This is a genomic window from Micromonospora sp. H33 (genome assembly GCF_052068455.1).
In the GTDB taxonomy this organism is placed as follows: Bacteria; Actinomycetota; Actinomycetes; order Mycobacteriales; family Micromonosporaceae; genus Micromonospora.
Genome location: NZ_JBQHDE010000001.1, coordinates 786,829 through 812,201 on the forward strand (window position 1 = coordinate 786,829; position 25,373 = coordinate 812,201).

General features: G+C 72.5%; 26 protein-coding genes and 1 pseudogene. 9 read left to right on the top strand and 18 right to left on the bottom strand.

What is annotated here, in order from left to right:
• The first annotated feature begins 305 nt into the window (after positions 1-305).
• On the top strand, positions 306-1,001 hold the full coding sequence (locus ACTMS0_RS03765) for a tyrosine-type recombinase/integrase (RefSeq protein ID WP_441153646.1): 696 nt from the start codon (positions 306-308) through the stop codon (positions 999-1,001).
• Positions 1,002-1,008: 7 nt separating this feature from the next.
• On the opposite strand, the gene ACTMS0_RS03770 is transcribed toward ACTMS0_RS03765, so the two are convergent.
• Positions 1,009-1,335, bottom strand: coding sequence for a hypothetical protein (locus tag ACTMS0_RS03770; protein WP_441153647.1), 327 nt, complete (start codon positions 1,333-1,335; stop codon positions 1,009-1,011).
• A gap of 505 nt (positions 1,336-1,840) precedes the next feature.
• A complete protein-coding gene (locus ACTMS0_RS03775) occupies positions 1,841-2,593 on the bottom strand; it encodes a hypothetical protein (RefSeq protein ID WP_441153648.1) in 753 nt (250 codons plus the stop codon).
• Positions 2,594-3,115: 522 nt separating this feature from the next.
• Between ACTMS0_RS03775 and ACTMS0_RS03780 the strand changes: the two genes are divergently transcribed.
• Positions 3,116-3,634, top strand: coding sequence for an SRPBCC family protein (locus tag ACTMS0_RS03780; protein ID WP_441153649.1), 519 nt, complete (start codon positions 3,116-3,118; stop codon positions 3,632-3,634).
• A 70-nt stretch (positions 3,635-3,704) separates the two neighbouring features.
• On the opposite strand, the gene ACTMS0_RS03785 is transcribed toward ACTMS0_RS03780, so the two are convergent.
• Complete coding sequence (locus tag ACTMS0_RS03785) at positions 3,705-4,406, bottom strand: DUF2786 domain-containing protein (RefSeq protein WP_441153650.1); 702 nt, start codon at positions 4,404-4,406, stop codon at positions 3,705-3,707.
• 123 nt (positions 4,407-4,529) lie between these two features.
• Here ACTMS0_RS03785 and ACTMS0_RS03790 point away from each other — a divergent pair, with 123 nt between their 5' ends.
• Positions 4,530-4,979, top strand: a complete 450-nt coding sequence (locus tag ACTMS0_RS03790) for a hypothetical protein (RefSeq protein ID WP_441153651.1) — start codon at positions 4,530-4,532, stop codon at positions 4,977-4,979.
• 37 nt (positions 4,980-5,016) lie between these two features.
• Here the strand turns inward: ACTMS0_RS03790 and ACTMS0_RS03795 are convergent, their stop codons facing one another.
• Positions 5,017-5,406, bottom strand: coding sequence for a hypothetical protein (locus tag ACTMS0_RS03795; RefSeq protein WP_441153652.1), 390 nt, complete (start codon positions 5,404-5,406; stop codon positions 5,017-5,019).
• Positions 5,407-5,561: 155 nt separating this feature from the next.
• On the opposite strand from ACTMS0_RS03795, the gene ACTMS0_RS03800 reads away from it, so the two are divergent.
• Positions 5,562-6,914, top strand: a complete 1,353-nt coding sequence (locus ACTMS0_RS03800; RefSeq protein ID WP_441153653.1) for an ABC transporter substrate-binding protein — start codon at positions 5,562-5,564, stop codon at positions 6,912-6,914.
• A gap of 59 nt (positions 6,915-6,973) precedes the next feature.
• On the opposite strand, the gene ACTMS0_RS03805 is transcribed toward ACTMS0_RS03800, so the two are convergent.
• Together ACTMS0_RS03805 and ACTMS0_RS03810 are read right to left on the bottom strand one after the other, a co-directional pair.
• Positions 6,974-7,717 (bottom strand): enoyl-CoA hydratase/isomerase family protein, encoded by a 744-nt coding sequence (locus ACTMS0_RS03805; RefSeq protein WP_441153654.1) that lies wholly within the window; start codon positions 7,715-7,717, stop codon positions 6,974-6,976.
• Positions 7,714-8,571: a 3-hydroxyacyl-CoA dehydrogenase family protein gene (locus tag ACTMS0_RS03810; RefSeq protein WP_441153655.1), complete on the bottom strand. Its 858-nt coding sequence runs from the start codon at positions 8,569-8,571 to the stop codon at positions 7,714-7,716. The genes ACTMS0_RS03805 and ACTMS0_RS03810 overlap by 4 nt, the downstream gene beginning before the upstream one ends.
• A gap of 209 nt (positions 8,572-8,780) precedes the next feature.
• Here ACTMS0_RS03810 and ACTMS0_RS03815 point away from each other — a divergent pair, with 209 nt between their 5' ends.
• Entirely contained in the window at positions 8,781-9,080 is a 300-nt protein-coding gene (locus tag ACTMS0_RS03815) for a hypothetical protein (protein WP_441153656.1), read from the top strand.
• A gap of 10 nt (positions 9,081-9,090) precedes the next feature.
• On the opposite strand, the gene ACTMS0_RS03820 is transcribed toward ACTMS0_RS03815, so the two are convergent.
• Positions 9,091-9,873, bottom strand: a complete 783-nt coding sequence (locus tag ACTMS0_RS03820) for a class I SAM-dependent methyltransferase (RefSeq protein ID WP_441153657.1) — start codon at positions 9,871-9,873, stop codon at positions 9,091-9,093.
• A 54-nt stretch (positions 9,874-9,927) separates the two neighbouring features.
• Between ACTMS0_RS03820 and ACTMS0_RS03825 the strand changes: the two genes are divergently transcribed.
• Complete coding sequence (locus ACTMS0_RS03825; protein ID WP_441153658.1) at positions 9,928-10,308, top strand: PPOX class F420-dependent oxidoreductase; 381 nt, start codon at positions 9,928-9,930, stop codon at positions 10,306-10,308.
• Positions 10,309-10,384: 76 nt separating this feature from the next.
• Here ACTMS0_RS03825 and ACTMS0_RS03830 read toward each other — a convergent pair whose 3' ends face one another.
• On the bottom strand, positions 10,385-10,594 hold the full coding sequence (locus ACTMS0_RS03830; protein ID WP_007073996.1) for a BldC family transcriptional regulator: 210 nt from the start codon (positions 10,592-10,594) through the stop codon (positions 10,385-10,387).
• Between the two features lie 242 nt (positions 10,595-10,836).
• Complete coding sequence (locus tag ACTMS0_RS03835) at positions 10,837-11,676, bottom strand: hypothetical protein (RefSeq protein WP_441153659.1); 840 nt, start codon at positions 11,674-11,676, stop codon at positions 10,837-10,839.
• Positions 11,677-11,908: 232 nt separating this feature from the next.
• On the opposite strand from ACTMS0_RS03835, the gene ACTMS0_RS03840 reads away from it, so the two are divergent.
• Complete coding sequence (locus ACTMS0_RS03840; protein ID WP_441153661.1) at positions 11,909-12,991, top strand: Glu/Leu/Phe/Val family dehydrogenase; 1,083 nt, start codon at positions 11,909-11,911, stop codon at positions 12,989-12,991.
• 291 nt (positions 12,992-13,282) lie between these two features.
• The gene (locus ACTMS0_RS03845; protein WP_091624720.1) at positions 13,283-13,498 is read left to right on the top strand and encodes a DUF3073 domain-containing protein; all 216 of its coding nucleotides are present in this window, start codon (positions 13,283-13,285) and stop codon (positions 13,496-13,498) included.
• Positions 13,499-13,640: 142 nt separating this feature from the next.
• Here the strand turns inward: ACTMS0_RS03845 and amcA are convergent, their stop codons facing one another.
• From amcA to ACTMS0_RS03870, 5 genes are all read right to left on the bottom strand, one after another.
• Complete coding sequence (amcA, locus tag ACTMS0_RS03850; protein ID WP_441153662.1) at positions 13,641-13,877, bottom strand: multiple cyclophane-containing RiPP AmcA; 237 nt, start codon at positions 13,875-13,877, stop codon at positions 13,641-13,643.
• Positions 13,846-14,949 carry a cyclophane-forming radical SAM peptide maturase AmcB gene (amcB, locus tag ACTMS0_RS03855; RefSeq protein WP_441154003.1) on the bottom strand — a complete coding sequence of 368 codons (1,104 nt, stop codon included), beginning with the start codon at positions 14,947-14,949 and terminating at the stop codon, positions 13,846-13,848. Before amcB ends, amcA begins: the two co-directional genes overlap by 32 nt.
• Positions 14,950-15,117: 168 nt before the next feature.
• Positions 15,118-16,272, bottom strand: coding sequence for a phosphoribosylformylglycinamidine cyclo-ligase (gene purM / locus ACTMS0_RS03860; RefSeq protein ID WP_441153663.1), 1,155 nt, complete (start codon positions 16,270-16,272; stop codon positions 15,118-15,120).
• Positions 16,273-16,334: 62 nt separating this feature from the next.
• A complete protein-coding gene (gene purF / locus ACTMS0_RS03865; protein ID WP_441153664.1) occupies positions 16,335-17,867 on the bottom strand; it encodes an amidophosphoribosyltransferase in 1,533 nt (510 codons plus the stop codon).
• Between the two features lie 159 nt (positions 17,868-18,026).
• Complete coding sequence (locus ACTMS0_RS03870) at positions 18,027-18,380, bottom strand: sterol carrier family protein (protein WP_441153665.1); 354 nt, start codon at positions 18,378-18,380, stop codon at positions 18,027-18,029.
• Positions 18,381-18,510: 130 nt separating this feature from the next.
• On the opposite strand from ACTMS0_RS03870, the pseudogene ACTMS0_RS03875 reads away from it, so the two are divergent.
• Positions 18,511-20,456, top strand: a pseudogene (locus tag ACTMS0_RS03875) (hypothetical protein).
• 169 nt (positions 20,457-20,625) lie between these two features.
• Here the strand turns inward: ACTMS0_RS03875 and ACTMS0_RS03880 are convergent.
• The 4 genes from ACTMS0_RS03880 to purS all read right to left on the bottom strand — a co-directional run bounded on the left by ACTMS0_RS03880 (position 20,626) and on the right by purS (position 25,144).
• Complete coding sequence (locus ACTMS0_RS03880; protein WP_441153666.1) at positions 20,626-21,381, bottom strand: 2-phosphosulfolactate phosphatase; 756 nt, start codon at positions 21,379-21,381, stop codon at positions 20,626-20,628.
• 4 nt (positions 21,382-21,385) lie between these two features.
• The gene (gene purL, locus ACTMS0_RS03885; protein WP_441153667.1) at positions 21,386-24,133 is read right to left on the bottom strand and encodes a phosphoribosylformylglycinamidine synthase subunit PurL; all 2,748 of its coding nucleotides are present in this window, start codon (positions 24,131-24,133) and stop codon (positions 21,386-21,388) included.
• A 67-nt stretch (positions 24,134-24,200) separates the two neighbouring features.
• Positions 24,201-24,884, bottom strand: coding sequence for a phosphoribosylformylglycinamidine synthase subunit PurQ (gene purQ / locus ACTMS0_RS03890; RefSeq protein ID WP_441153668.1), 684 nt, complete (start codon positions 24,882-24,884; stop codon positions 24,201-24,203).
• Positions 24,881-25,144, bottom strand: a complete 264-nt coding sequence (gene purS, locus ACTMS0_RS03895) for a phosphoribosylformylglycinamidine synthase subunit PurS (protein WP_155329437.1) — start codon at positions 25,142-25,144, stop codon at positions 24,881-24,883. The genes purQ and purS overlap by 4 nt, the downstream gene beginning before the upstream one ends.
• Positions 25,145-25,373: the final 229 nt, after the last annotated feature.

Below are 25,373 nucleotides of genomic sequence, written 5' to 3' on the forward strand. Positions count from 1 at the left end.
CTGGTTGACGTTGGTGGAGGCCGACATATCGCGCGGTGTCTGGTTGGACGATCGCGCGGCGTCGGAGACGTTCGGCAACTACGCGCGGGCCATTCTGCGGGACAGTCCGAAGATCGGCGTTCGGTGGCGGGAAACGTGCGAACGGAACCTCCGTCTGCACCTGGCACCCCTGGTCGAAGTGCCGCTTCGGGAACTCACGGCCAGTCGGGTCCGGGAGTGGCATGCTGCCGCCCTGCGGGGCAAGGGCAAGGCGTACCTCTATCTCTCAGTCGTACCGCTTCCTGCGCATGGTCATGAACACTGCTGTGCGTGAGGGCATCATCGCCCGCAACCCGTGCCAGATTCCCGGTGCGGGCACTGTGCCCGTCGCTGAGCGGCCAGTCGCTACGCCCGCTCAGGTCGTCGCCCTGGTCGACGCCATCAACCCGCGTTACCGCACCGCTGTTCTCATCGCCGCCTGGTGCGGCCTGCGCCGCGGTGAAATCGCCGGCCTGCGCGTCTCGGACGTGGACCTGACCGAGCACACGATCACCGTTCGGAAAGCCCGAGTCGAACCCCTGCACGCGCCCGGTCAAGCGTTCGACAAGGACCCCAAGTCTCATGCGGGGAAGCGCACGATTGTCATTCCGCCGCACGTGGTGCCGTTGGTCCGGCTGCACCTAGAGCAGTACGCGGGCACGGATCGGCTGTTCGTGAGCCGCGATGGGACGCCGCTGCGGGGCAACACGTTGTATCAGGCGTTCGTCCGGGCGCGGAAGAAGGTGGGTCTTGATGATCTGACCTTCCACGATCTGCGGCACACCGGTCAGACCCTCGCCGCGCAGACAGGCGCGACCCTGGCCGACCTGATGAAGCGACTCGGGCACTCGTCTATGGCGGCTGCTCGTCGGTACCTGCACGCCGTCGACGGCCGTGACCGGGAGATCGCCAAGGCTCTGTCGGAGCTGGCCGCGCATGGGGATGTCGCACGGCTGCCCCGGCACATCACGATGCGGAGCTAGTTGATGGCTAGTGCCGAAGCAGGGCGAACCATCCCGCCGCAGTCACGACGAGAAGCAGTGCCACTGCGAACAGGGCCCGTCCGACCGCGTGGGGCACGGGGATGAGGAACGGTGCCTGCTGGACGAGCAAGCCCGTGCCGAGCAGGGCGAGGAAGCCACCGCGGCGGACGGGCTGGGATCGCTGGCTGGCCGTTAGACGCGCAACCCGCACCCAGGCCGTGGGGAAACGTCGCGTCACCGCGACACGCACGCCGAGTATGACCACGACAAGGCCGAGGACCACGCTGACGAGGCGCAAGGCGATCCATTCCGGGCCCAGGTCGTTCACGCTCATGCGGCCATCATTCAAGGGATGTCAAGGTCGCAAGCTTGCCCAGCCCCTCCGAGACGGAGATGTCGCACGGCAACCCCGGCACATCACGATGCGGAGCTAGTTGCACGGGCCATTGCACGGCGGGGTGCGGCGGCTCTATGACCTGCGGAAATGCGGGTGCCTGAAAATCGGAAGGTCGGCGGTTCGACCCCGCCCCTGGCCACATAGCCTTTCGCCGGGCTATTAGAGCGCCGACCAGCGGAAACGCCGGTCGGCGCTCTTGCTTTCCCGGTCCAGGTCATCCGGACTCATGCGGCCATCATCCGAGGGACGTCGAGGTCGATCGCACACCTTGGAAGATTGCGGCCCCCGGAGGGGCCGAGGTCTTCCGAGATCCCCGATAGCCGCCTGATCGCGGCGGTACGTACACAAGATCGACTCGGGATCGGCGGCATCGGGGCTTCCCGGACGGTCGGATGCCGCGATGCCGGTGGCATCGAGCGGATCAAGGGAAACGCCGCCCGGGTCAGTTGTTCCGGCGCTGGCCTATCCCGCCCTGGATCGCCTCCCACACGCTGCGGCCCACCTGCCGCAGGGTTTCGCCGGCCTGCTCGGCCAGCTGCACGGCGCTCGGCGGTCCCTCGCCCGACTCCTCCTGCGGTCCCCCGCCCGCTCCCGGCTCCTTCTGCGGTCCCCCGCCCGCTCCACCTCGGCTGCGTCCGGCGTCTCCGCCCCGCTCACCCCGACCTGCGCCACCCGGCCCGGCTCCACCACCAGCCGGCTGCTCGGCGGCTCGGTCCCGGAGCGTCCGGTCGGCGACGGCCCCAATTGCCCCCGTCTGCTGGCCCAGTTCGTCGGTGGCGCCACCGCCCTCCGGCTCACCCGGCCCGCCGACCCCGCGAGCCGCTGCTCCGCCGCCGCGGGCGGCCCCTGGGCCGCCCGCGGGCCGGCTCACCCCACCCGCGGCCCGACTCACCCCGCCTGCAGCCCGGCCGGTCCCACCGACAGCCTGGCGGGCGGCCTCGCCGGCGCGGGTCGCCTCGGTGACGCCTCGGGCGGCCTCGGCGGTGGCAGGGGCGACGTCACCCGTAGCGCGGACCGCCTCGGCGGAAACGCCGGCGAGCTGGCGGCCCGTCGCCGAGAGCTGGTCACCGTGCTGGAGGACCTGCTGCGCGGCGCGGTTCACGTCGTCGATCGAAGTGGTGATGGTCCGCGACAGGGCATCGAGGATCTGCGGGTTGCGATCGATGGTGCTCAGCGCCCGGTCGAGGATCTCCACCCACCTTCTCGAGGCGTACCTTGAGCAGCGCCTCCGCATGCACCCCGGTGATGTCCAGCTCGACCTTCTGAAGGTGGACGCGGACACCCGCGTCGAGCTGGAGCAGGTTGGCCAGTCGGGCCCGCAGGGAGAGGTCGGCGTCCAGTCCCTCCACGGCCAGGCGGATCGAGTCGACCGACACCTCCGGCACATCGAGCAGGACGTCCGGCTCCGAGCCCACGTCCCGCCGGCGCGCTGCCCCGCCCACGTCCCGCCGGGCCGGTTCCCCACCCACGTCCCGCCGGGCCGGCTCGGCGCTCAGCCACCGGGTCGGCCCGTCGGCCGGCTGGTCCGGGCCGCGCTGCTGCCTCTCGTCACTCATGCTCCCCGCTCCGCTTCCACCCCGCCGGCTGCCAAGGACCGTCGGGCGCGCTTACCCGCATTCCGTCCGCCCATCCCGTACCGGAGCGGTCCCGGTCTGTCCGGAACCGGGCAGCCGCGCGAAGTCGCACACCCGGGCATCAGCCGGTATGGTCCGGGCCTATGGGACAGGAGATGGTCGATCCCGCCGACATCCGGCAGGACGTCGAACGGTTCTCGCTCCGTAGCTCGCTCCTCGTTCCCGCCTCCGCCGAGCAGGCATTCGAGTTGTTCACCGGTGCGATGACCGAATGGTGGGTGACGGAATACACGTGGTCAGGGCCCGGTCTCCTCACCGAGCTGGGCATGGAGCCCCGGGCCGGCGGGATGCTCTACGAGATCGGCCCGTACGGCTTCCGGAACGACTGGGGCCGTGTGCTCACCTGGGACCCGCCCCGGCGGCTCGTCTTCACCTGGCAGATCGGCGCGGACCGCGTCCCGGTTCCCGACCCGGCCCAGGCCAGCGAAGTCGAGGTTCTGTTCCAGCCGGACCCGTCCGGAGGCACCCGGGCGGAGCTTGAACACCGGCACTTCGACCGTCACGGCGCGGCGGCGGAGGGCTACCGCGAGGCGCTCACCGCCGGCTGGCACGAGCTGCTGTCCCGTTACGCGAGCCTCGTGACGAAGCGCGCCGCCGGCTGAGCACCACGAGGCGCACCCAACGGCTGCGCCGCCGCCTCAGCACCGCCGTACGGCGCCGGCAGCGCACGCCTCAGCTGCCGAGACCCGGGCGGGGGCCGGTGGTGACACCGCGACCGCCCAGGTCGGCGCGATGGCCGGCCGCAGCACCGGATCGGAACCCGGTCCCGGCCAGCCGCCGCCGTGGTGCCGTCCGCAGCCGCGGGTAGACCTCCGCGAGCCGGCGCTGCACCCGGTCGGAGCGGTCGGCCAGGACCAGGGCGACGGACGGCTCACCCGAGTCGGTCGCCGCCTCCGCCTCCGCCGCGCGCAACCGCTCCCCGATCACCTGCGCGAACCCGGCCAGCCACGAGCGCCGGAACGCGGCGGGGTGCTCGTCCGGCGGGACCGGGGTGCCGGCGAGGCCGTGCGCGGCCTGCACCAGCAGCGAGGTGAAGAGGAGGTCGACCCGTTCGAGGTCGCTCGCGAAGCCGAAGAGGTGCATCGCGAAGCCGCTGCCGTGGCGGCGGCGTACGCAGCGGCAGCGCAGCGGATCGGCGACGGCCGCGAGCAGGCCCGCCTTGTCCCGGGCGTACGGGGCGACGACCTCGACCACCCGGTCGCCGACCGGGTCGGTGGCGGGATCGCGGGCGGCCAGCAGCGCCCGGTCGACGCCGTAGCGGGCGATCAGCTCGGTCGCCTTGGCCATGAACGCCGCGGACTCGGCGGGTGTGCAGGCCGGGTCCTCCGCCTGGGCCAGCAGCTTGCGGACCTTGCTCAGCATCGCCTCGGACATGTGCACAGGCCTACCACGCCGGGCGACGGCCGCGGGGCAACGGTGTGACACATCGATGCGTACCATCGTCACGACCCGCAACACCGTCCGATACGGACGGTCAATGTGCAGTTGGAGGCACGCATGTCAGCTCCGGCAACCCGGGTGCTGGCCACGACGGCGGCACTGGCCGTGCTCGCCGTCGGGTCGCCCGCCCGCGCCACCCCCGGAACGGACGGGATCCCCGAGACCGCCACGGCCGAAGCCACCAACGTGGCGGCCCCGCTCGCGACCTGCTACGGCGGCGCGAAGCGCACCTACTTCGCGACCGGCGGCTGGGGCGGCGATGCCGGCCCCTTCCGCACCACGAGCCGCTGCCGGGACATCAACGTCCGCAACTCCAGCGACTTCGGCACCGACGCCTGTGTGATCTTCGTGGACCGCACGGACAGCTGCAACTACTGGACCTACCTGCCGCCCCGCTCTGGTTGGAAAGTGGTGGCGACGAACGTGCGCGACGGGGTCAACTTCCGGGTTCGCTTCGAGAACCTCCGGTACGAGTACGAGCCGCTGATCTCGTACCACGCCTTCTGAGGTGTGGCGCGGCGCCCGCCCCCCGACGGGCGCCGCGCTACCCGGCACGGCTGCGGAGGGTGGCCACCGTCGACCCGGCCAGGGTGAGCAGGCAGTCCGGCAGGAGCCCGTCGGCCGCCGCCGCCCCGAACAGCGCCGCGCCGGTATCGGCGTCGGAGTTGGCGTACGCGCTGACGAAGCGCGCCACCCAGCGGGCGTCGTAGCCGGCCTCGTCGATCCCGGGGAAGTCGAGCGCGCAGGTGCCGGAGGCGGCCGGCTCGCCCACCATCGTCGCGGCGAGACACCACGCAACCCCGTACGCGCCGGCCAGACCGGACCGGTCGACGACGGCGTCGAAGGTGCCGCAGACCCCGTCCCCGTCGCCGGCCAGCGCCGAGCGGAGCACCGCTGCGGCGTCGTCCTGCGTCTGCTGTGGTGAATCGGTCACGCAGGGCACGGTAGGACGGGCCGTCAAGCACCCGCCGGGCCGTCACTCTCCGTAAGCGAGGCGGTCTACCTGCGGATTGAGGCACAGCCACGGTCCCACGTGGAAGCGCGGCACGCTAATCTGCGCAGCGGACCTTCGCCGGAGGAAGGACGACCATGCTCATCTCACGCGCCTCGCGGGCAGCCACCCTGGCCGCCTGCGCGACGTTCCTGCTCGCCACCAGCGCCTGCGGGACCGACAAGCCCGAGGAGGGCGGCACCACCACCCAGGTGCGCCTCTACGGCACCGACGGCAACATGCTCAACTCCTACGCCGCAGAGCTGAAGGAGCGGGCCGGTCTGGTCGACGGTATGAAGGGCACCACCCCGCTGACGCCGCTACCAGAGGACTTCAAGCGCCGGTTGCTGGCCGTCGACCCAGACCTGACCGACTTCCTCTACTCGGCGGAAGCGTACGACGCGGTGCTGATCAGCGCGCTCGCCGCGCAGCTCGCCGGCAGCACCGACCCGGCCGCCATCGCGAAGCAGATCGTGGGCGTCACCAACAACGGGCAGCGCTGCGAGACAGCCGCCGTCTGCCTGGATCTGGCCCGCAAGGGGCAGGACATCGAGTACCGCAGCGTCTCCCTGACCCGGGCCGGCTTCACCGACGCCGGTGAGCCGTCCACGGCCAGCTACGCCACGATGCACTTCGACGGGCAGCAGATCAACGACGGCAAGACCGAGTTCGTCGGCGCCGGCATCGAGTCGGCGGCGAGCACCAAGGCCCCGCCGCGGCCGAAGAAGCAGGGCACCGGCGCGGCCGACCGCAACGACGGCTCCCCGCTGGTGCTGGGCGGCCTGCTGCCGAAGACCGGTGACCTCGCGATCGCCAACCCGCCGCTGTCGGCCGGTGCCGCGCTCGCCATCAAGGAGATCAACGCCGCCGGTGGTGTCCTCGGCGACCCGGTCACCTGGATCGACGGCGACGACGGCACCAACCCGGCGGTGGCCAAGGCCACCGTGGCCAGCCACGTCGAGGCGGGCGTGCACGTCATCATCGGCGCGGGCGGGTCGGGCATCTCCCGGGAGGTGCTGCCGGACGTGGTGAAGGCGGGGCTGGTCCTGTTCTCCCCGTCGAACACCGACGCCGGCCTCACCGACATGGACGACAAGGGTCTCTACTTCCGCACCGCGCCGCCGGACAGCCTGCAGGGCCGGGCGCTCGCCGACGTGATCATGCGGGACGGTCCGCAGAAGATCGCCATCGTGGCCCGCAAGGACTCCTACGGCGAGGGCCTGCAGAGCTTCGTCCGGACCGAGCTGGAGAAGGCCGGCATGGGCGCCGACCGGGTGAAGCTGCTCACGTACGAGCCGCCGGAGGACGCGAAGGCCAAGCCGGTCGACTTCACCGCCGGTGCGCAGGACATCAAGTCCTTCGGGGCAGACGCCGTCCTGATCATCGGCTTCGGTGAGTCAGCCGCGGTGATCCGCGCCCTCGCCGACGCGGGGGTGCAGCTGCGGCGCTGAGCCGCCGTCGAACGGACCGCGACGGCCGCACCGGGTGAACCGGTGCGGCCGTTTCCGTGTCAGCGGTCGCGGCGGCGTTCCAGGAACTCGGTCATCCGCCGGTGCTTCTCCTCGTCCTCGAAGAGCACCGCCTGGCTGACCAGGTCGAGGTGCGGGTGCGCGGCGGCCGGCGCGTCCACGGCCAGCTTGGTGAGCCGCAGCGCCAGGGCGGAACCCTTCGCCATCTCGTCCAGCAGGCCGTGGGCCGCCGGCAGCAGGTCGGCCGGCTCGGCGACCACCCGGTTGACCAGGCCGATCCGCAGCGCCTCGTCGGCGTCCACGCGCCGGCCGGTGAAGAGCAGCTCCTTGGCCCGCGCCTCGCCGACCAGCGCCGGCAGGCGGTGGGTCGCACCGGCGCCGGCCAGGATCCCCAGCCGCACCTCCGGCTGCCCGAAGACCGCGCGCGCCGTGCAGACCCGCAGGTCACAGGCGTACGCCAGCTCGGCGCCCCCGCCCAGCGCCGGCCCGTCGACGGCGGCCACGGTCGGCATGGGCAGCGCCCGGATCCGGGCGAACACGGCGGAGTTGATCGCGGCGAGCGCGTCCAGGCGACCCCGCTCGCGGAGCTGCCCGATGTCGGCGCCGCCGGCGAAGATGCCGTCGGTGCCGCCGGTGAGCAGCAGCAGCCGGGGTTGCGCCTCCAGCTCGGCGCACAGCTCGTGCAGGCTGCGCACCAGGTCGGCGTCGATGGCGTTGCGCTTCTCCGGACGGTCCAGCGTGGCGACCACCCGGTCGGCGTGCTCCTCGACGCGCAGCCCCGTCACGCCTTGACCCCGTTCTCCCAGCGGTAGAAGCCCTGCCCGGACTTCTTGCCCAGCTTCCCGGCGGCCACCATCTCCACCAGCAGCGGGGGCGGCGCGAACCGGTCGCCGTACGCGGCCTGAAGGGTGCGCGCGATGTCGAGCCGGACGTCCAGGCCGACCAGGTCGGTGAGTTCCAGCGGGCCGACCGGGTGCCGGTATCCGAGCACCATCGCCTTGTCGATGTCGGCCGGGCTCGCGACGCCGTCGGCGACCATCCGGATCGCCTCCAGCCCCAGCGTGACCCCGAGCCGGGAGGTCGCGAAGCCGGGCATGTCGCGTACGACGACGGGGTCCTTGCCGAGCCGGCCGGCGAGCGCGACGGCCGCGTCGGTGGTCTCCGGGGCGGTGGCCGGGCCGACCACGACCTCGAGCAGCGCCATCGCCCAGACGGGGTTGAAGAAGTGCAGGCCGAGGAAGTGGTCCGGTCGCGCAAGCCCCTCGGCCAGCTCGGCGATCGAGATGCTGGAGGTGTTGCTGCCGAGCAGCGCCGGGCGCAGCGCCTCGGCCTCGCGCAGGACGGTCCGCTTGAGGTCGGTCCGCTCCGGTACGGCCTCCACGACGACGTCCGGTCGCTCCGCGACCTCGGCGAGCGCACCACGCAGGGTCATCCGCGACCGGTTGGTCGCGGCCTGCTCGGCGGTCAGCTTGCCCCGGCCCACCGCCCGGTCCCACAGCTCGCCCAGGCGCGCCACGGCGGTCTCGCCCCGCTCCCGGTCGACCTCGACCAGCTCCACGGCGTACCCGGCGCCGGCCGCCACGTACGCGATCCCGAGCCCCATCGTGCCGGCCCCGACGACGACACAGCGCTCGTTCATGACGCCTCCCTGCCTCTGGCGGTGCCGCGGGGATCGCCCGCGCCCCTCCGCCTGCTCCACTCGCTCATGCGGCGACCCTATTAGGGCGTGGTCACAATGGGCCGGCGGGCCCGCACCCGGTCCGGTCCGGGCGGTCCCCCGGCGCGGTAGGCGTGGCGTCGGGAGGGTACGGGTACTTGTCCGGTCATCGATCGAGGGAGGACGACGAGATGAGTCAGACACCGGAGACCACGGACGCCGTCGACACGGCCGCGGAGACCGTCGAGACGCGCGGGGACGACCGCGTGGACCTGCTGCGCGCCGACACCAACAACGACGGCCGGACCGACGTGTGGGTGGTGGACACCGACGGGGACGGCAAGCCGGACCTGTTCCAGTTCGACACCGACGGCGACGGCACGGTGGACGTGACGATGGTCGACCTGGACGAGGACGGCACCCCGGACACGGTGGTCGACGGCGACGGCGGTATTCCTCCCGAGCAGCTCCCGCCGACCGTCGAGGTCTGAGCCTCCGCTCCTACCGTTCAGGCAGGCGGAGCGTCGCCAGGTAGTACGGGGCGTCGCGGTCGTCCACGTCGGTCAGCCGCCATGGGCTGCCGTGGACCAGCGCGGCCAGCTCCTCCGGCGAGCACACCAGGTAGTCGAACCAGGGCGTGCCCAGTTCCCGGTAGCGCAGCCGCAGCCGGAGCTGCCCGCCGAGGCGGCCCCGGCGGCGGTTGCGCTCGTGGTACCCGGTGTGCACCGGATCGCGGGTGCCGTACGGGTCGGTGCCGTGGGCGATGACCTGCGCGCCGGGGCGGGCGAGCGCGGCAAGGGCGGCGAGGAAGCCGGGTGCCCGTTCCCGTCCCTCGATCAGCCCGAGGTTGTTGCCGAGCAGCAGGAAGGTGTCGTAGCGCTGCCCGTCGGCGACGTGCGCGTCGACCGTGCCGTGCACCAGGTCGCGTACGCCCCGGCGGCGGCACACGTCGAGCGCGCCTGCTGAGGTGTCCAGCCCGGTCACCGGGACGCCCCGCTCCTGGAGCAGCAGCGCGATCCGGCCCGCCCCGACGCCCACGTCAAGGGTGGCGCCGCGCGCCCGGTCGACCGCCCGGTGGTCGTACGGTTGCCAGTGCTCGGGCCCGTCCAGGTAGTGCGCCGCCGGAGCGCCGTTGATCAGGCCGTCGTCGCGTTCGATGATCTCGATGACCGGGCGGGGTAGCCGACCGCCCACGAGCGGTCGGGGGCCGACCCCGGTCGCCACGGCGAGGGTGTCGCGCAGCAGTTCCCCGACCACGTCCCCGATGCACGGCTCGCCGATCACGCCCTTCACGCTAACCGTACGGTCGCGCGGCCGCAGCAGCCGTATCCTGGCGGCGTGACCACGCTGGACCGCCTCGCGGCGGAGAAGTACATCCTGCTCACGACCTTCCGCAGGGACGGTCGGGAAGTGCCGACGCCGGTGTGGGCGGTCCGTGACGGCGACGCGCTCGCGGTGTGGACGGTGGCCGACTCCGGCAAGGTGAAGCGGATCCGTCGCAGCGGGGACGTGACGGTGGCGCCGTGCGACGTCCGGGGCCGGCCGCACGGGCCGGCGGTGCCCGGTCACGCCAGGCTGTCCGATCCGGCCGGCACCCGGCGGGTCCGGGCTCTGATCAAGGAGAAGTACCGGTTGCTCGGCCGGCTCACGCTGCTCGGGAGCCGGATGCGCCGGGGCGAGCAGGGCACGGTCGGCATCCGGGTCACCCTCAAGGACTAGGGCGCCGACACGCGGAAGGGCGGCGGACCGATCGGTCCGCCGCCCTTCGCACATCGTCTGGTTGACTGCGGTGCGGTCAGTCCCCTTGGCGCTGCTGCGGGATCTGCCCCTGCAGCAGGGCCCTGACCTCCGACTCCCGGTACCGACGGTGTCCGCCGAGGGTCCGGATGGCGCTCAGCTTGCCCGCCTTGGCCCACCGGGTCACCGTCTTCGGGTCGACACGGAACATCGACGCCACCTCGGCCGGCGTGAGCAGCGGCTCCGGTTCGTGCGTTCGCGATGCCATGGGTCACTCCTCCACATGTATAGACATCGGCCGGGGTCCCGCCGGCCGACGCGTCTCCCATGGTCCGGCTAGTCCCCGATGTCCGACATGGGCCGAACGGCCGAACGTCCCTAGACGGACGGATGAACCATGCCCGAATTATGCGACTTTTACACGGCAGAAAGTACCTTATTCGGACTCATGATCACGCTTCGTGATGCGTCAACTACGAAGCAGCCTCGCGTAACTGGGACGTTTTGGCGCTAATTGCACCGCTCGAGCAGCTGCACCGCGCGCCACCGCGCCACCAGCTTGTCGTACGCCGCCGACGCCTCCTCCGCCTCGCCCCGGGACAGCCCGGCGAGACCGGCCGCCACCAGCTCCGGCGAGTCGTCGGCGGCGAGCGTCTCGTCGGAGAGCAGCTCGACCAGCCCGCCGTAGTCCAGCTCCACCACCGACCGCGGGTGGAACTCCTCCAGCCAGCGGGCGGCCTCCTCCACGGCCTCGGTGATCGGTGCCGCGCCGACCGACTTGCGCAGCACCGCGAGCGCCCGCGACGAGCGGCGGCGCGCCTTGGAGATCTCCGTCCGGTACCGCAGCGCCCGCCGGCCCGGCCGGGTCACGTGGTGCCGCTCCTCCGGATCGAAGAGGACGAACCACCGCAGCGGTACGCCCCAGGTCGCGATCTGCTCGTGCACCCGGGGTACGCCGTGCTCCAGCACGCGCGCCCCGCTGCGCCAGTCGTCCACCACCGCCTTGGCCTGCCCGGCCAGCACCGGGGGCACGAAGGCGTCGGCCAGCACCGGAGGTACGCCGTCCCGCGCGCTCAGCGCCGCCTCCGCCACCCGTATGCGCAGGTTCCACGGGCAGACCAGCAGGGTGTCGTCGGTCTCCAGGACGTACGCCTCGTCGGGCAGGTCCGGCAGGCGCGTCCAGCCCGCACCGAGCGCCTCGATCACCGACGTCCGCTGCCGTCCCGGGCCCTCCACCGGGGCCACGGCCCGCCCCTGCTCGACGTAGCGCCGCCAGTACGACTGACGGTCGCGGTCGAAGGCGGTCAGCGGTTCGTACACGCGCAGGTATGAAGCGAAGAGCGACGGCACGGCGCGATCCTCCCACGAGTCGGACGCGTAGCCCCGCCCGCACCGCGCCGGTACGCGCCACGGGCGGCCCACGGCCGGTCCCGGCCCACCGCCGGTCCCGGCCTACGGACGCCGGCCGCCGGGGACGGCGGGACGGCATCGGCCGATACTAGGCTCAGCGGCACCGGCAGCATCCCGCCGGCGTCCAGAGGTCCGCGGCCCACAAGGCCGCACACCACACCAGGAGCGAGTCATGGGCGTATTCGCCACCACCGACGACCCGGGGTCGACCGGCCACGAACAGGTCGTGTTCTGCCAGGACAAGCAGACCGGCCTCAAGGCGATCATCGGCATCTACTCCACCGCGCTGGGCCCCGCGCTCGGTGGCACCCGGTTCTACCCGTACGCGAGCGAGGAGGCCGCCCTCGCCGACGTGCTCGACCTGTCCCGCGGCATGGCGTACAAGAACGCCCTCGCCGGTCTGGACCTGGGCGGCGGCAAGGCGGTCATCTGGGGTGACCCGGAGCAGATCAAGAGCGAGGCGCTGCTGCGCGCGTACGGCCGCTTCGTGGAGACGCTCGGCGGCCGCTACTACACCGCCTGCGACGTCGGCACCTACGTCGCCGACATGGACGTGATCGCCCGGGAGACCCGGTACGTGACCGGCCGCAGCGTCGAGCACGGTGGCGCGGGTGACTCCTCGGTCCTCACCGCCTGGGGCGTCTTCCAGGGCATGCGCGCCGCCGCCGAGCACGTCTGGGGCGCGCCGACGCTGCACGGGAAGCGGGTCGGTGTGGCCGGCCTGGGCAAGGTCGGCAAGTACCTGGTCGGCCACCTGCTCGACGACGGTGCCGAGGTGGTGGCGACCGACGTCAACCCGAAGGCCCTGGAGTGGGCCCGCACGACCCACCCGCAGGTGGCGCTGGTCGACGACGCCGCCGCGCTCGTCGCCGCCGACATCGACGTGTACGCCCCGTGCGCGCTGGGCGGCGCCCTGAACGACGACACGGTGCCGGTGCTGCGCGCCAAGGTGGTCGCCGGTGCGGCCAACAACCAGCTCGCCCACTCGGGCATCGAGAAGGTCCTCGCCGACCGGGGCATCCTGTACGCGCCCGACTACGTGGTCAACGCGGGCGGTGTGATCCAGGTCGCCGACGAGATCGAGGGCTTCAACTTCGAGCGGGCCAAGCTGCGGGCCACGAAGATCTACGACACCACGCGGGAGATCCTCCGGCTCGCCGACGCCGAGGGCGTGCCGCCGGCGGTGGCGGCGGACCGGCTGGCCGAGCGGCGGATGGCCGAGGTCGGCCGGCTGCGCACGATCCACCTTCCCTGATCCGGGCCCGGGGGCGGTGCCGGCCGGTTCCGCCCCCGGCCTCCGAACCCTGCTGACGCCGTTAAGCTGTATTTCGAGGCGATTCGTCCGGTGTCATGAGCGCACACGGGACCGGTCCTTACCGGGTACACTGTGTGACGGCTGGACCACCGCGACGCGCGGAGCCGGTCGACGGTAACCCGAGGTGCCGAACGGCGGCATCCCCATGTACCGTAAGAGCCACGAGAGATGCCTGACGTCATCGGGGCCCGCCTTCGGGCTGCCCCGCATTCTGTGCGAGGGGGTCGAGCCATGGGGCGCGGCCGTGCTAAGGCCAAGCAGACAAAGGTGGCGCGGGAGTTGAAGTACCACTCCCCGAACACCGACCTCACCGCCTTGCAGCGCGAACTGGCGGGTGCTGGTAAGTCTGAGCACAACTTCGACGACGACTACAAAGAGTATGTCGACGACGATGATGAGGATCACGCGGGCGAGGACCCGGACACCTGGGTCCGGCCGACCCGCTGACCTCCGGTCGCAGCTGAGCACGCGGCAACCTCCCGCGTGCTCACGCATGTGCCCATCGAAGCGGCGCCATGACTGCGATCAGGGACCTGACCGTGCCGGAGAGCGCTCCGGCCGAGCGGCAGGTCCCTGATCGCGGTCTGCCTCAGCGCGGGCGGTTGTTCCAGTTGTAGAACGTCGGGATGTTCTCGAAGTGGTTCCAGGCGCAGACTGCGCTGGCGCCGTCGCCACCGGCCACCTCCGCGCGCAGCCGTCGCGCGACCTCCGCCTCGTGGAGCAACGCGGACAGGCCCAGGCCCGCCGCGCGGACGCGATCGGCGATCTCGTCCAGGGCGGCCCCCGCCGCGCGCTCAGACTGCCGGTGACCGGTGGTCTCGGGCATGCTCCAACACTCCCTCCAGTAGGCGGATCTTGCTGTTGCGGCAGTGCTCGGTCTCCGTACCGTCAAAACGCCCCAGCTCGAAGTAGCGGTTCGCGGCGTGGCCGCCGCCACAGAAACCGAAGTACGGGCAGGACGTGCGGCAGGCCTCCACACCGGTGAGGAACTCGCCGACCCAGGGCGTCCCCTCGGCGCCGGCGAGGATCTCCGCCAGGGATGTGACCAGCACATTGCCACTGCTGAAGTCCCCGTACCGGGGATCGGCGAAGCCGGCCAGCTCCGGCGACAGGACGGTCACCGACCCGTCGTGGCCGACCGTGGGGATCGGATCCAGCCGGCGGGGCAGCAGGTCGTCGGCGGTGCCGTCGAGCACCGCCGCGGCGTACCGCAGCGACCACTCGACCTCGCGCAGGTGGATCCGCGGGTCCCGGCGCCAGGCCGCTACCAGCTCCGCCCAGAAGGCGGTCACCACCGCCGGATCGTGGCTGTTGTCCCGCGTGTTGACGCCCTCGGTCTCCTCGATGTTGACGCCCAGCACGTCGGGGCCGAGGTCGAGGAAGTAGTCGTACAGCTCGGTGGCGAGACCCGGCTCCGGGCGGCCCACGACGGCCAGCGCCGAGAAGGGCAGCCCGTGCCGGCGCAGCGCATCGACGCCGCGCACGATCCGGTCGTACGCCGGCTGCCCGCCCCGGGTGACCCGGTCACCGTTGCGCTCCCGCGGCCCGTCCACGCTGACGCTGACCCGGATCCGGTGCTCGGCGAAGAACCGGCACCAGGCGTCGTCGATCAGCGTCGCGTTGGTCTGGACGTGGTGCTCGACCTCCGGCCCGAACGGGGCGATCAGCGCCGCGAGGTGCTCCCAGCCGGCGGCCAGGGGCTCACCGCCGTGCCACACCACCGAGAACCGGCCGGCCCGCGCCCACGGGTTGACCGACGTCGCCACCGCCTCCGCGACCGCCACCGGCATGCGCCGGTCGACCGCCCGGAACGGCAGATAGCAGTACGCGCAGTCGAGGTTGCAGAGGGTGGTGGGCTGCATCACGACGTACGTCGGGACGGTGGCCAGGCCACGCATCCCGTCGATCGACTGTCCCCGAGCAGCCATCGCCCTCCTCTGCCGTGCCTGAAGAGCTGTCCAGGCACCAGGCGTGCCCGGCAGCGTTGAGGGTGCCCTTCAGGCTAGGCGGCGACGGCCACTCGGGTGAAGCCCTGATCAGGTGCCCGTACGATCACCGGAGCGTGATCACCCGCGGGTGTGCTGCCCGATCATCTGGACGTTGCCGGAGCCCTCGATGACCTCGCCGGCCTGCCAGGCGTCGACGCCACGGCCGGTCAGGGTGGCCAGCGCGCGGTCCGCGTCCTCGGCCGAGACGATCGCGAACATGCCGACGCCCATGTTGAACGTCGCCTCCATCTCCGCGTCCTCGATCCGACCCTTGGACTGCACCAGGTCGAAGATCGGCTGCGGCTTCCAGGTGGCGCGGTTGACCACCGCGTCGACGTGCTCCGGCAGGATCCGGACCAGGTTGCCCGGGATGCCGCCGCCGGTGACGTGCGCGAGCGCCCGCACGTCCGCCTCGGCGATCAGCTTCAGGCAGTCCTGCGCGTAGATCTTCGTCGGGGTCAGCAGCTCCTCGCCGAGCGTGCGCTGGCGGCCGAAGTCCTCGATGACGACGTCGAGCCGCATCCGGCCGGCGCCGAGCAGCACGTGCCGGACCAGCGAGTAGCCGTTGGAGTGCAGGCCGGACGAGCGCATCGCGATCACGACGTCGCCGACCTCGACCCGCTCCGAGCTGAGGATCTCGCTCTCCTCCACCACGCCGACGCCGGTGGCGGAGATGTCGTACTCGTCGGGGCGGAGGACGCCCGGGTGCTCGGCGGTCTCGCCGCCCAGCAGCGCGCAGCCCGCGTACCGGCAGCCGTCGGCGATGCCGGCGCCGATCTCGGCGACCTTGTCCGGGACGACCTCGCCGGTGGCGATGTAGTCCAGCAGGAACAGCGGCTCGGCGCCGCAGGCGACCAGGTCGTCCACCACCATGGCGACCAGGTCGATGCCCACCGTGTCGTGGATGTCCATCTGCTGCGCGATGACCAGCTTGGTGCCCACGCCGTCGGTGGACGACGCGAGGATCGGGTTCTTGTACTTCTTCGTGTCCAGCCGGAACAGGCCGGCGAAGCCGCCCAGGTCACCCATCACCTCGGGCCGCCGGGTCTGCTTGACCTTGGACTTCAGCAGCTCGACCGCGCGGTCACCCGCCTCGATCGAGACGCCGGCGTCCGCGTACGAGACCGAGCGTTTGCGCGCCGGGCGGCCGGTGCCGGCCGTCCAGGGCTGGCGGTCGCCGCCAGCGCCGGTCGGGCTGCTTCCTGCGCCGCTGCGCTCGGACACGTGAGTCACGGTTCTCCCCTTTGGTGGTTCCGGTACGGGTCCGATGGTGGCGGTGCCCGCACCCGGTGGTGCTACGGGCGGTGGTGGGTCGCGCCGCCCGGGACGGCGACGAGCGGAGGGGTGTGCTGCTCGGAGGTCTCGGCAGTGACGCGCCGGCCGACCCCCTCCAGCACGTGCTTGCCGATCAGGTTGGCGGCCGGCAGCTCGATCGGGTACTCGCCGTCGAAGCAGGCCCGGCAGAGCCGGTTCTTCGGCTGTTCGGTGGCCGCGATGAGACCGGAGAGCGAGACGTACCCGAGGGTGTCGGCGCCGATCGACCGGCGGACGCCCTCGTTGTCCAGCCCGTTGGCGAGCAGCTCGGCCCGGGTGGCGAAGTCGATGCCGTAGAAGCACGGCCAGGTCACCGGCGGGGAGGAGATGCGGACGTGCACCTCCAGCGCACCGGCCTCGCGGAGCATCCGCACGATGGCCCGCTGGGTGTTGCCGCGGACGATGGAGTCGTCGACCACGACCAGCCGCTTGCCGCGAACGTTCTCGCGGAGCGGGTTGAGCTTGAGCCGGATGCCGAGCTGGCGCAGCGTCTGCGACGGCTGGATGAACGTCCGCCCGACGTACGGGTTCTTCACCAGGCCGGAGCCGTAGGTGATGCCGGACTCCGCCGCGTAGCCGATGGCGGCCGGCGTGCCGGACTCCGGCACCGGGATCACCAGGTCGGCCTCGACCGGGTGCTCCCTGGCCAACTGCCGGCCGATCTGCACGCGCGCCGCGTGCACGTTGCGGCCGGCGATGGTGGCGTCCGGACGCGTGATGTAGACGTACTCGAAGAGGCAGCCCTTCGGCTCCGGCGGCGCGAACCGCGTGGAGCGCAGCCCGTCCTCGTCGATCGCGATCAGCTCGCCGGGCTCGACCTCGCGGACCACGCTGGCGCCGACGATGTCGAGGGCGGCGGTCTCGCTGGCGACCACCCAGCCGCGCTCCAGCCGGCCGAGCACCAGTGGGCGCACGCCGTGCGGGTCGCGGGCCGCGTAGAGCGTCGACTCGTCCATGAAGACGAAGCTGAACGCGCCCCGCAGCCGGGGCAGCACCTCCAGCGCGGCGGCCTCGACCGACAGGTCGGGCCGGCTGGCGAGCAGCATCGTCACCAGGGAGGTGTCATTGGTGGCGCCGTCGGCGACCAGCCCCCGCTCGCCCACCTCCCGCTGGAGGTCGGCGGTGTTGACCAGGTTGCCGTTGTGGGCCAGCGCGATCGTCGTGCCGGCGGTGGTGGCCCGGATCGTCGGCTGGGCGTTCTCCCAGTTGGAGGCGCCGGTCGTCGAGTAGCGCGCGTGGCCGATGGCGACGTGCCCGCGCAGGCTGGCCAGGGTCGGCTCGTCGAAGACCTGGGCGACCAGGCCGAGGTCCTTGTAGACCACCACGCCCGAGCCGTCACTGACCGCGATGCCGGCCGCCTCCTGGCCTCGGTGCTGCAACGCGTACAGCCCGAAGTAGGTCAGGTTGGCGACCTCCTCGCCGGGTGCCCAGACGCCGAAGACGCCGCACGCGTCCTGGGGGCCGGGACGTTGGGGATCAAGGTCGTGGCTCAGCCGGCCATCGCCTCGGGGCACCTGCCGCTCCCTCATGCTGGACTGGCCTGGCGGGATCACGGGATCCGCACTCCTCGGCCGGGACCACTGTCGTCGCCTGACAGTGTACGCGAACAGAAGTCGCCACAGAAAGTCACGAAATGGCTGCGAGCCGTTACCGCCCGGTCGGAGTAGCCGCAGCTAGAGCGGCAGGTACGCGGAGAGGTCCGCTCGGATCCCACTCACCCGTACGCGACCCTCCGTGACCGCCGAATCCCAGTCGAGACGGCCGGTCGCGACCCGCAGCCAGGTCTCCGGATCCATCTCCACCACGTTCGGTGGGGTGCCGCGGGTGTGTCGGGGACCCGGAACGCACTGAACTGCACCGTAAGGTGGGACACGCACCTCCACCGATCGGCCGGGGGCGCGCTCCGCGAGGGCGGTCAACAGGGCACGGACCGCCCCTCGGAACACCGGCCGATCGGGCGTACGCCCCTCGTCGAGCGCCGACAACGCCGCCGCGACCGCGGCGGACTTAACGTGCGGAGAGGACACGACGGGACGATACGACGCACGCGCAGTGCGTATCACGCCGGCCCTGGGTCGCGCTGATCCGGTCAGACAAGGCATAGTTGCCGACGGCGTATTCGTACCGTGATGATCCCCGGCCCGGCGCCCGCCAGCCGTGGAGTAGGTCAGTCCGGAAGGGCGGTGGACGTGTCAACACACCGACGTGCCTGGAAGCAGCGGGCCGGTGTGGTCGTGGCGCTGGTTGTCGGCGCCCTGCTCACCGTCCCCGCGACCCCGGCTCTCGCGGCACCGGAAGTCACGAACGTGTCCGCGTCGCCAAGCTCGGTCGAAGCCGGGAAAACGACGAAGGTGAGCTACCGGCTCACCTTCGACGAAACCGGATCGCCCGCCGACGTGAGCTTCACCTCGAACAACCCGAAGCTTGACTGCGTCGATGGATGCTCCCGGTCCCGCGTCACCGACAGCGGCACCTACGACGCCACCTTCAGGCTGGCTGACGACGCGGCCAGCGGATCTGCCCAGATCACTGTGAAGGCCACCGACTCGAACGGCGTGGTGAAATCGTCCAACGAGGCGTCCACGACGGTCACGTTGGTCGCCAAGGCCGCCCCGCAGCCGACGCAGACCGTGCGGTCGGTCTCCGGCAAGGTCGTCAACCAGGCCACCAGCGACGCCGTGCCGAACGCCGTGGTGATCCTTCAGGACGCGAGCGGCAAGAAGTTCGACACGATCAGCGACGACAACGGCAACTTCCGCTTCACCGGCAGCACCAGCAACCCGATCGCGCCCGGCCGGCTGGACATCGGCGCGAGCTTCGACAACATCTACGCCACCAAGAGCTTCAACGCCTCCGCCGGGCAGTCCATCACCGGCCAGCGGATCGCCCTCGCGATCAAGACCGAGGTGACGCCGAGCGCCACGCCGTCGGCCACGGCCGAGGCGGCGCCCACCGAGGAGGTCGCCGAGGAGGGCACCGAGGAGTCGGCCGACGCCGCCGCTGGCGCCCAGACCAACGCGAGCAACGAGGACTCGGGCGGGATGGGCTCGCTGCTGATCATCCTGCTCGGCGGTCTTCTGGTCGCCGCTGGTGTCGGCACGATCGTGCTGCTGTGGATGCGCCGCAAGGAGAACGGCGACGAGGACGAGGGCGGGGCGGCTCCCGCCGGCGCCGTGCCAGCCGCCCGGGGCGCGTACCGCGGGGCGGACGACCACACCCGGGTCGTCAACCCGGCCGGCGCGGCTCCCACGATGGTCGGCGGCGCCGCGCTCAGCGACGCCCCGACTATGATGCACCGCCCGGTGGTGGACGACGTCCCGCCGGACCCGTACGGCGCTCCCCCGCAGCAGTACGGCGCTCCCGCCGGCCAGGGTGGCTGGGCCGGCAACGGCTACGGCGACGAGCCGCCCGCACCGGCCGGCTACGGCGCCCCCGGCTACGGCAACGCCCCGTCCTCGGGAGGCGGCTACGGCAACGCCCCGTCGTCCGGCGGCGGCTACGGCACCACGCCCTCCTCCGGCGGCGGGTACGGCGGCAACAACTACGGCGCTCCCGCCGGCGCACCGGCCGGGGCGGGCTACCCGCCGGCTCCCGGCGGCGCGCCCGGCTACGGCGACCGGTACGACGAGCCGACCGGCCGCTACCAGGGCGACTCCACGCAGTACCCGGCCCCGGCCGACCCGTACGCGACCGGCACGTACCCGCAGGACTCCGGCTACGGCCAGGCCGATCCCGCACCCTATGGCCAGGGCGGCGAGCCCACCGGCGGGTACGACCAGCGCGGTGGCTACGACCAGCGGGGCGGCTACGACCAGGGCGGGTACGGCCAGCAGGCCAGCTACGGCCAGGAGCCCCCGGCCCAGCGTGGCGGCTACGACGACCGCGGCGGCTACGACCAGGGCGGCTACGGCGGCGGGTACGGCCAGCAGGGCGGCTACGGCCAGGAGCCCCCGGCCCAGCGTGGCGGTTACGACGAGCGCGGCGGCTACGACCAGGGCGGTCACGGTGGCGGCTACGGCGACCCGGCGCAGGCCGGCCGGGGCCGGCCCGACGGCCCGCCGCAGGACCGGGGCGGTCGCCGCCTGGACTGGCTGGACGACTGACACCGAGAACACGACAACGTCGAGGGGCCGTCCGGCATCGGACGGCCCCTCAGCACGTCCGCACCATGATCGCGCTCGATCCGGTTGTCGTGGCTTCGCACGCCGCACGAGGCAACTACATCCCGGATTCAGCGCGATCCTGCGCCGCCACCAACTGGGAGTGGCGCGGTCAGGCGTGGGTGAAGACGCCCCGGTGGAGCACCGGCACCACGTCCGAGACACCGACCTCCACGGCGATGTCCACGTCCCGGGTGAATCCGCTCTCGGTGAGTTCCCGGCCGGAGACGCTGCCCCGGACGGCCGCCGGGACGTCCGGCGTGCTGGCCAGCGCGGCGAGGGTCACGGCCGCCTCGACGGACAGGCCGCCCGGCACCCCGGAGAGCGCGTCGAGGACGCAGGCGGCGCCGAGCTGGTCCTCCACCGAGGGGCGCAACGACCCGTCCGGCCAGCGCTCCCCGGCGGCGATGACGCCGATCGGCGCGTCCGTCGAGCCGTACCCCTGCTGGCGGAGCCAACGCCCGACGGCGCGGGCGTTGCGCAGGCAGGCCGCGACGACCGGCCGGCCGGTTGCGCTGGCGGCGGCGCTGATCGCCGAGCCGTTCGGCGACGGCAGGACCAGGTCGGCGACGGCCGGCGCGATGCTCAGGGCCGCTGGCGACAGCGACCACGGATGGTCCGGGGTGGTGCGCCGGCGGCCGACCGCGGCGACGGCGCCGACCCGAACGGCGTACTCGGCGGCCTGCTCGCCCCACGGGAACGGGTGCACCCGCATGCCGCGGGCGACCGCCACCTCCACGGCGGTGGTGAACGAGAGCACGTCCACCACCACCAGGGCCGCGCAGACGCGGCCGAGTTCGGCCGCCCCCGCCAACCCCCACTCGAACCGGGCACCCGATCCGGGTTGGGCGTAGACGGCGGCGGCCAACGCCTCAGCGCTTGTCGGGCGTGGAGGGCTGCTCGGAGTCACCGGAGTCCGGGTCGGACGTCCCGGTGGCGTCGTCGGTCGCCGCCAACTGCTCGGCCGTCTCGACCGGCGGGGTGGCGATCACGCCGCCCGGCGAGCCGACGCCGCCCGAGGCCGCGGGCTCGTCCGTCGACTCCTCCGCCGACGGCGTGGCGACCGGCTCGGGTGCGCCGGTCACCGGGTCCGGGCCGGACGACGCGATCGGCTCGCTCACGACCTCGGCCGGGTCCACCGGCTCGGCGTCGGTCCCGGTGGGCAGCGGCGCCGCCTCGACGGCGCCGGCCACGCCGGCCGCCGGGGCGTCCCGCTCCAGGACCTCCGGCCCGCCGAAGAGGCGGGGCAGGGTGGCGCTGTGGGCGGCGTGCAGCTCGTCCAGGCCGATCCGGAACTGGCCGTGCACCTCCAGCGCTCCGCCGGCCGGGTCGGTGACGCCGATCAGCTCGAACGGCACGCCGTGCTCCGCGGCCAGCGCCGTGAAGGCCTTCTCGTGCCCGCGCGGCACCGAGACCAGCGCACGGCCGGCGGACTCGCTGAACAGGAAGACGAACGGCATCGACCCGCCCTCGAACCGCTCCGGCACGGCGATCCGGGCCCCGACGCCCTTCCGCAGGCAGGACTCGACCAGGCTCTGCGCCAGACCGCCGTCGGACAGGTCGTGCGCGGAGCTGAGGTGCCCGACCCGCGCGGCCTCCGCCACCAGGTCGGCGAGCGCCCGCTCGCGGGCCAGGTCGACCTGCGGGGGTACGCCGCCGAGGTGCTCGTGGGTCACCCACGCCCACTCGGAGCCGGACAGCTCCACGTGGGTCTCGCCGAGCAGGTAGATCTGGTCGTGCTCGCCGCTGCCGCGCGGGGCGAAGCCCATCGACACCCGGTCGGCCACGTTGTCGAGCACGCCCAGCACACCCACGACCGGCGTCGGGTGGATGGCCGCCGCTCCGGTCTGGTTGTAGAAGCTGACGTTGCCACCGGTCACCGGGATGCCGAGTTCGGCGCAGCCGTCGGCGAGGCCGCGGACCGCCTCGGCGAACTGCCACATCACGCCCGGGTCCTCCGGAGAGCCGAAGTTGAGGCAGTTGGTGACGGCGATCGGCTTCGCGCCGGTCACCGCCACGTTCCGGTACGCCTCGGCCAGCGCGAGCTTCGTGCCGTGGTACGGGTCGAGGCGCGCGTACCGCCCGTTGCCGTCGACGGACAGCGCGACGCCGAGGCCGGTGCGCTCGTCGATCCGGATCACGCCCGAGTCCTCCGGCTGGGCGAGCACGGTGTTGCCCAGGACGTACCGGTCGTACTGCTCGGTGACCCAGGTCTTGTCGGCCAGGTTGGGCGACGCGATCATGCGCAGCACGGTCTCCCGCAGCGCCTCCGGGTCGCTCGGCCGGGGCAGCGTCTCCGCGCGGTCGGCCTGGAGCAGGATCAGGTCGGCCGGCTCGCGCATCGGGCGGGCGTACACCGGCCCGTCGTCGACCAGCGAGCCCGGCGGTACGTCGACCACGAGGTGGTCCCGCCAGGTGATGAGCAGGCGGCCCGGCTGGCCGTCCGGCGCGGGCGGGGTCACCTCGCCGATGGCGGTGGCGAGCACGCCCCACTTCTCGGCGGTCTTGAGCACCGCCTCCAGCTTGTCCGGCTCGACGACCAGCAGCATCCGCTCCTGGGACTCGCTGGCCAGGATCTCGTGCGGCTCCATCGAGGGCTCCCGCAGCGGGACCCGCTCCAGCCAGACCCGCATGCCGGTGCCGGCCGCGGCGGCGGTCTCGGTGAGCGCGCAGGTCAGGCCGGCGCCGCCCAGGTCCTGGATGCCGACGACCAGCTGGCCGTCGTACAGCTCCAGGCAGGCCTCGATCAGCAGCTTCTCGGTGAACGGGTCGCCCACCTGCACCGACGGGCGGCGCTGCTCGCTGCCCTCGTCGAAGGTCGCGCTGGCCAGCACGGACACGCCGCCGATGCCGTCCCGGCCGGTCTTGGCGCCCATCAGCACCACGACGTTGCCCGGGCCGGCGGCGGCCTTGTTCTGCAGGCGGTTGACCGGCAGCACGCCGAGGCAGAGGGCGTTGACCAGCGGGTTGCCCTGGTAGCAGGGGTCGAAGACGACCTCGCCGCCGATGTTGGGCAGGCCGAGGCAGTTGCCGTAGCCGCCGATGCCGGCGACCACGCCGGGCAGCACCCGGGCGGTGTCGGGGTGGTCGGCCGCACCGAAACGCAGCGGGTCCATCACCGCGACCGGGCGGGCGCCCATCGCCAGGATGTCCCGGACGATGCCGCCGACGCCGGTCGCCGCGCCCTGGTACGGCTCGACGAAGCTCGGGTGGTTGTGCGACTCGACCTTGAAGGTCACCGCCAGCTCGTCGGAGACCCGGACCACGCCGGCGTTCTCGCCGATGCCGGCGAGCAGCCGGTCGCTCGGCGGGGCCTTCTCCCCGAACTGGCGCAGGTGCACCTTGCTGGACTTGTAGGAGCAGTGCTCGCTCCACATGATCGAGTACATCGCCAGCTCGGCCTGGGTGGGCCGGCGGCCGAGGATCTGCCGGATCCGGTCGTACTCGTCGTCCCGGAGGCCCAGCTCGGCGTACGGCTGAAGCTCACCGGGCGTGCCGCCGGCGCGGGGGACGGTGTCCACGCCGTCGGCCCAGTCGCTGGGCACGGTCTCCCGGGCCGGCGCGACGGGCTCGGCCGGAATGGCGTCCGAGGTCTCCCGGACCGGGTCCTGCGTGGTCATGAGCTCTCCTCGCTGCGCTCAGGGCCGCCCGTCGGGCGGGTGAGCCGACCGATGATGCCGCGAACGGTCACGCCGGGGCCCCCACCAGGTGCTTGAGCACCGAGGTGAAGAAGCCGAGGCCGTCCAGGGAGGGGCCGGTGAGCGCCTCCACCGCGTGCTCCGGGTGCGGCATGATGCCGACCACGTTGCCGGCGGAGTTGGTGATGGCGGCGATGTCGCGCTGCGACCCGTTGGGGTTGCCGCCGACGTAGCGGGCGACCACGCGGCCCTCGGCCTCGAGCTGGTCCAGCGTCGCGGTGTCGGCGACGTAGCAGCCCTCGCCGTTCTTGACCGGGATCAGCACCTCCTGGCCGGGCTGGAACGCGTTGGTCCAGGCGGTCCCGGCCGACTCGATCCGGAGGACCTGGTCGCGGTTGCGGAAGTGCAGGTGCTGGTTGCGGGTCAGCGCGCCGGGCAGCAGGTGGGCCTCGCAGAGGATCTGGAAGCCGTTGCAGATGCCGAGCACCGGCAGGCCGCCGTGGGCGGCGTCCACGATCGTCTCCATGACCGGGGCGAACCGGGCGATCGCGCCGCAGCGCAGGTAGTCGCCGTAGGAGAAGCCTCCCGGCAGGACGACCGCGTCCACGCCGTGCAGCTGCGGGTCACCGTGCCAGAGGCAGACCGGCTCGGCGCCGGCGATCCGGACGGCCCGCGCGGCGTCCCCGTCGTCGAGCGAACCGGGGAACGTGACCACACCGACCCGGGCGGTCACGAGCGGGCGTCCACGGTCTCGTCGGCCTCGACCAGGCGGACGGTGAAGTCCTCGATGACCGGGTTGGCGAGCAGCTTGTCGGCGATCTCCCGAGCGCGGTCCAGGTCCGGTTCACCGGTGAACTCGATTTCGATCCGCCTGCCGATCCGGACGGAGGCGACGTCGCTGACGCCGAGCCGGGGCAGCGCGTTTGCGACGGCCTGGCCCTGCGGATCGAGGATCTCGGGCTTGAGCATGACGTCGACGACGACGCGAGGCACTGGGCACTCCTGACTGTGTACGCAGTTGGGTGCCGACCCACTACGGGCGAGCGCAGCCAGCCTACCTGGCAGAGGCCGCCCCGGACGCACCGGCCGTACGCGGTTCAGGCAGTGATCGACATTGTCAGCGCGGGGGGCCGGAGACCGATGCGGGTTCGTTGCGATCCCGATGCGGTTCCGTTGCCGTCCGACCCCGTTCGCCCGCCTTTGCCGGGCCGGGTGCCACGGC

Bases quoted from the DNA above. Each gene is read 5' to 3' on its own strand.
- ACTMS0_RS03770 (WP_441153647.1), bottom strand. From the start codon at position 1,335: ATGAGCGTGAACGACCTGGGCCCGGAATGGATCGCCTTGCGCCTCGTC.
- ACTMS0_RS03780 (WP_441153649.1), top strand. From the start codon at position 3,116: ATGGGACAGGAGATGGTCGATCCCGCCGACATCCGGCAGGACGTCGAA.
- ACTMS0_RS03785 (WP_441153650.1), bottom strand. From the start codon at position 4,406: ATGTCCGAGGCGATGCTGAGCAAGGTCCGCAAGCTGCTGGCCCAGGCG.
- ACTMS0_RS03790 (WP_441153651.1), top strand. From the start codon at position 4,530: ATGTCAGCTCCGGCAACCCGGGTGCTGGCCACGACGGCGGCACTGGCC.
- ACTMS0_RS03800 (WP_441153653.1), top strand. From the start codon at position 5,562: ATGCTCATCTCACGCGCCTCGCGGGCAGCCACCCTGGCCGCCTGCGCG.
- ACTMS0_RS03810 (WP_441153655.1), bottom strand. From the start codon at position 8,571: ATGAACGAGCGCTGTGTCGTCGTCGGGGCCGGCACGATGGGGCTCGGG.
- ACTMS0_RS03815 (WP_441153656.1), top strand. From the start codon at position 8,781: ATGAGTCAGACACCGGAGACCACGGACGCCGTCGACACGGCCGCGGAG.
- ACTMS0_RS03830 (WP_007073996.1), bottom strand. From the start codon at position 10,594: ATGGCATCGCGAACGCACGAACCGGAGCCGCTGCTCACGCCGGCCGAG.
- ACTMS0_RS03840 (WP_441153661.1), top strand. From the start codon at position 11,909: ATGGGCGTATTCGCCACCACCGACGACCCGGGGTCGACCGGCCACGAA.
- ACTMS0_RS03845 (WP_091624720.1), top strand. From the start codon at position 13,283: ATGGGGCGCGGCCGTGCTAAGGCCAAGCAGACAAAGGTGGCGCGGGAG.
- amcA (WP_441153662.1), bottom strand. From the start codon at position 13,877: ATGCCCGAGACCACCGGTCACCGGCAGTCTGAGCGCGCGGCGGGGGCC.
- amcB (WP_441154003.1), bottom strand. From the start codon at position 14,949: ATGCGTGGCCTGGCCACCGTCCCGACGTACGTCGTGATGCAGCCCACC.
- purL (WP_441153667.1), bottom strand. From the start codon at position 24,133: ATGACCACGCAGGACCCGGTCCGGGAGACCTCGGACGCCATTCCGGCC.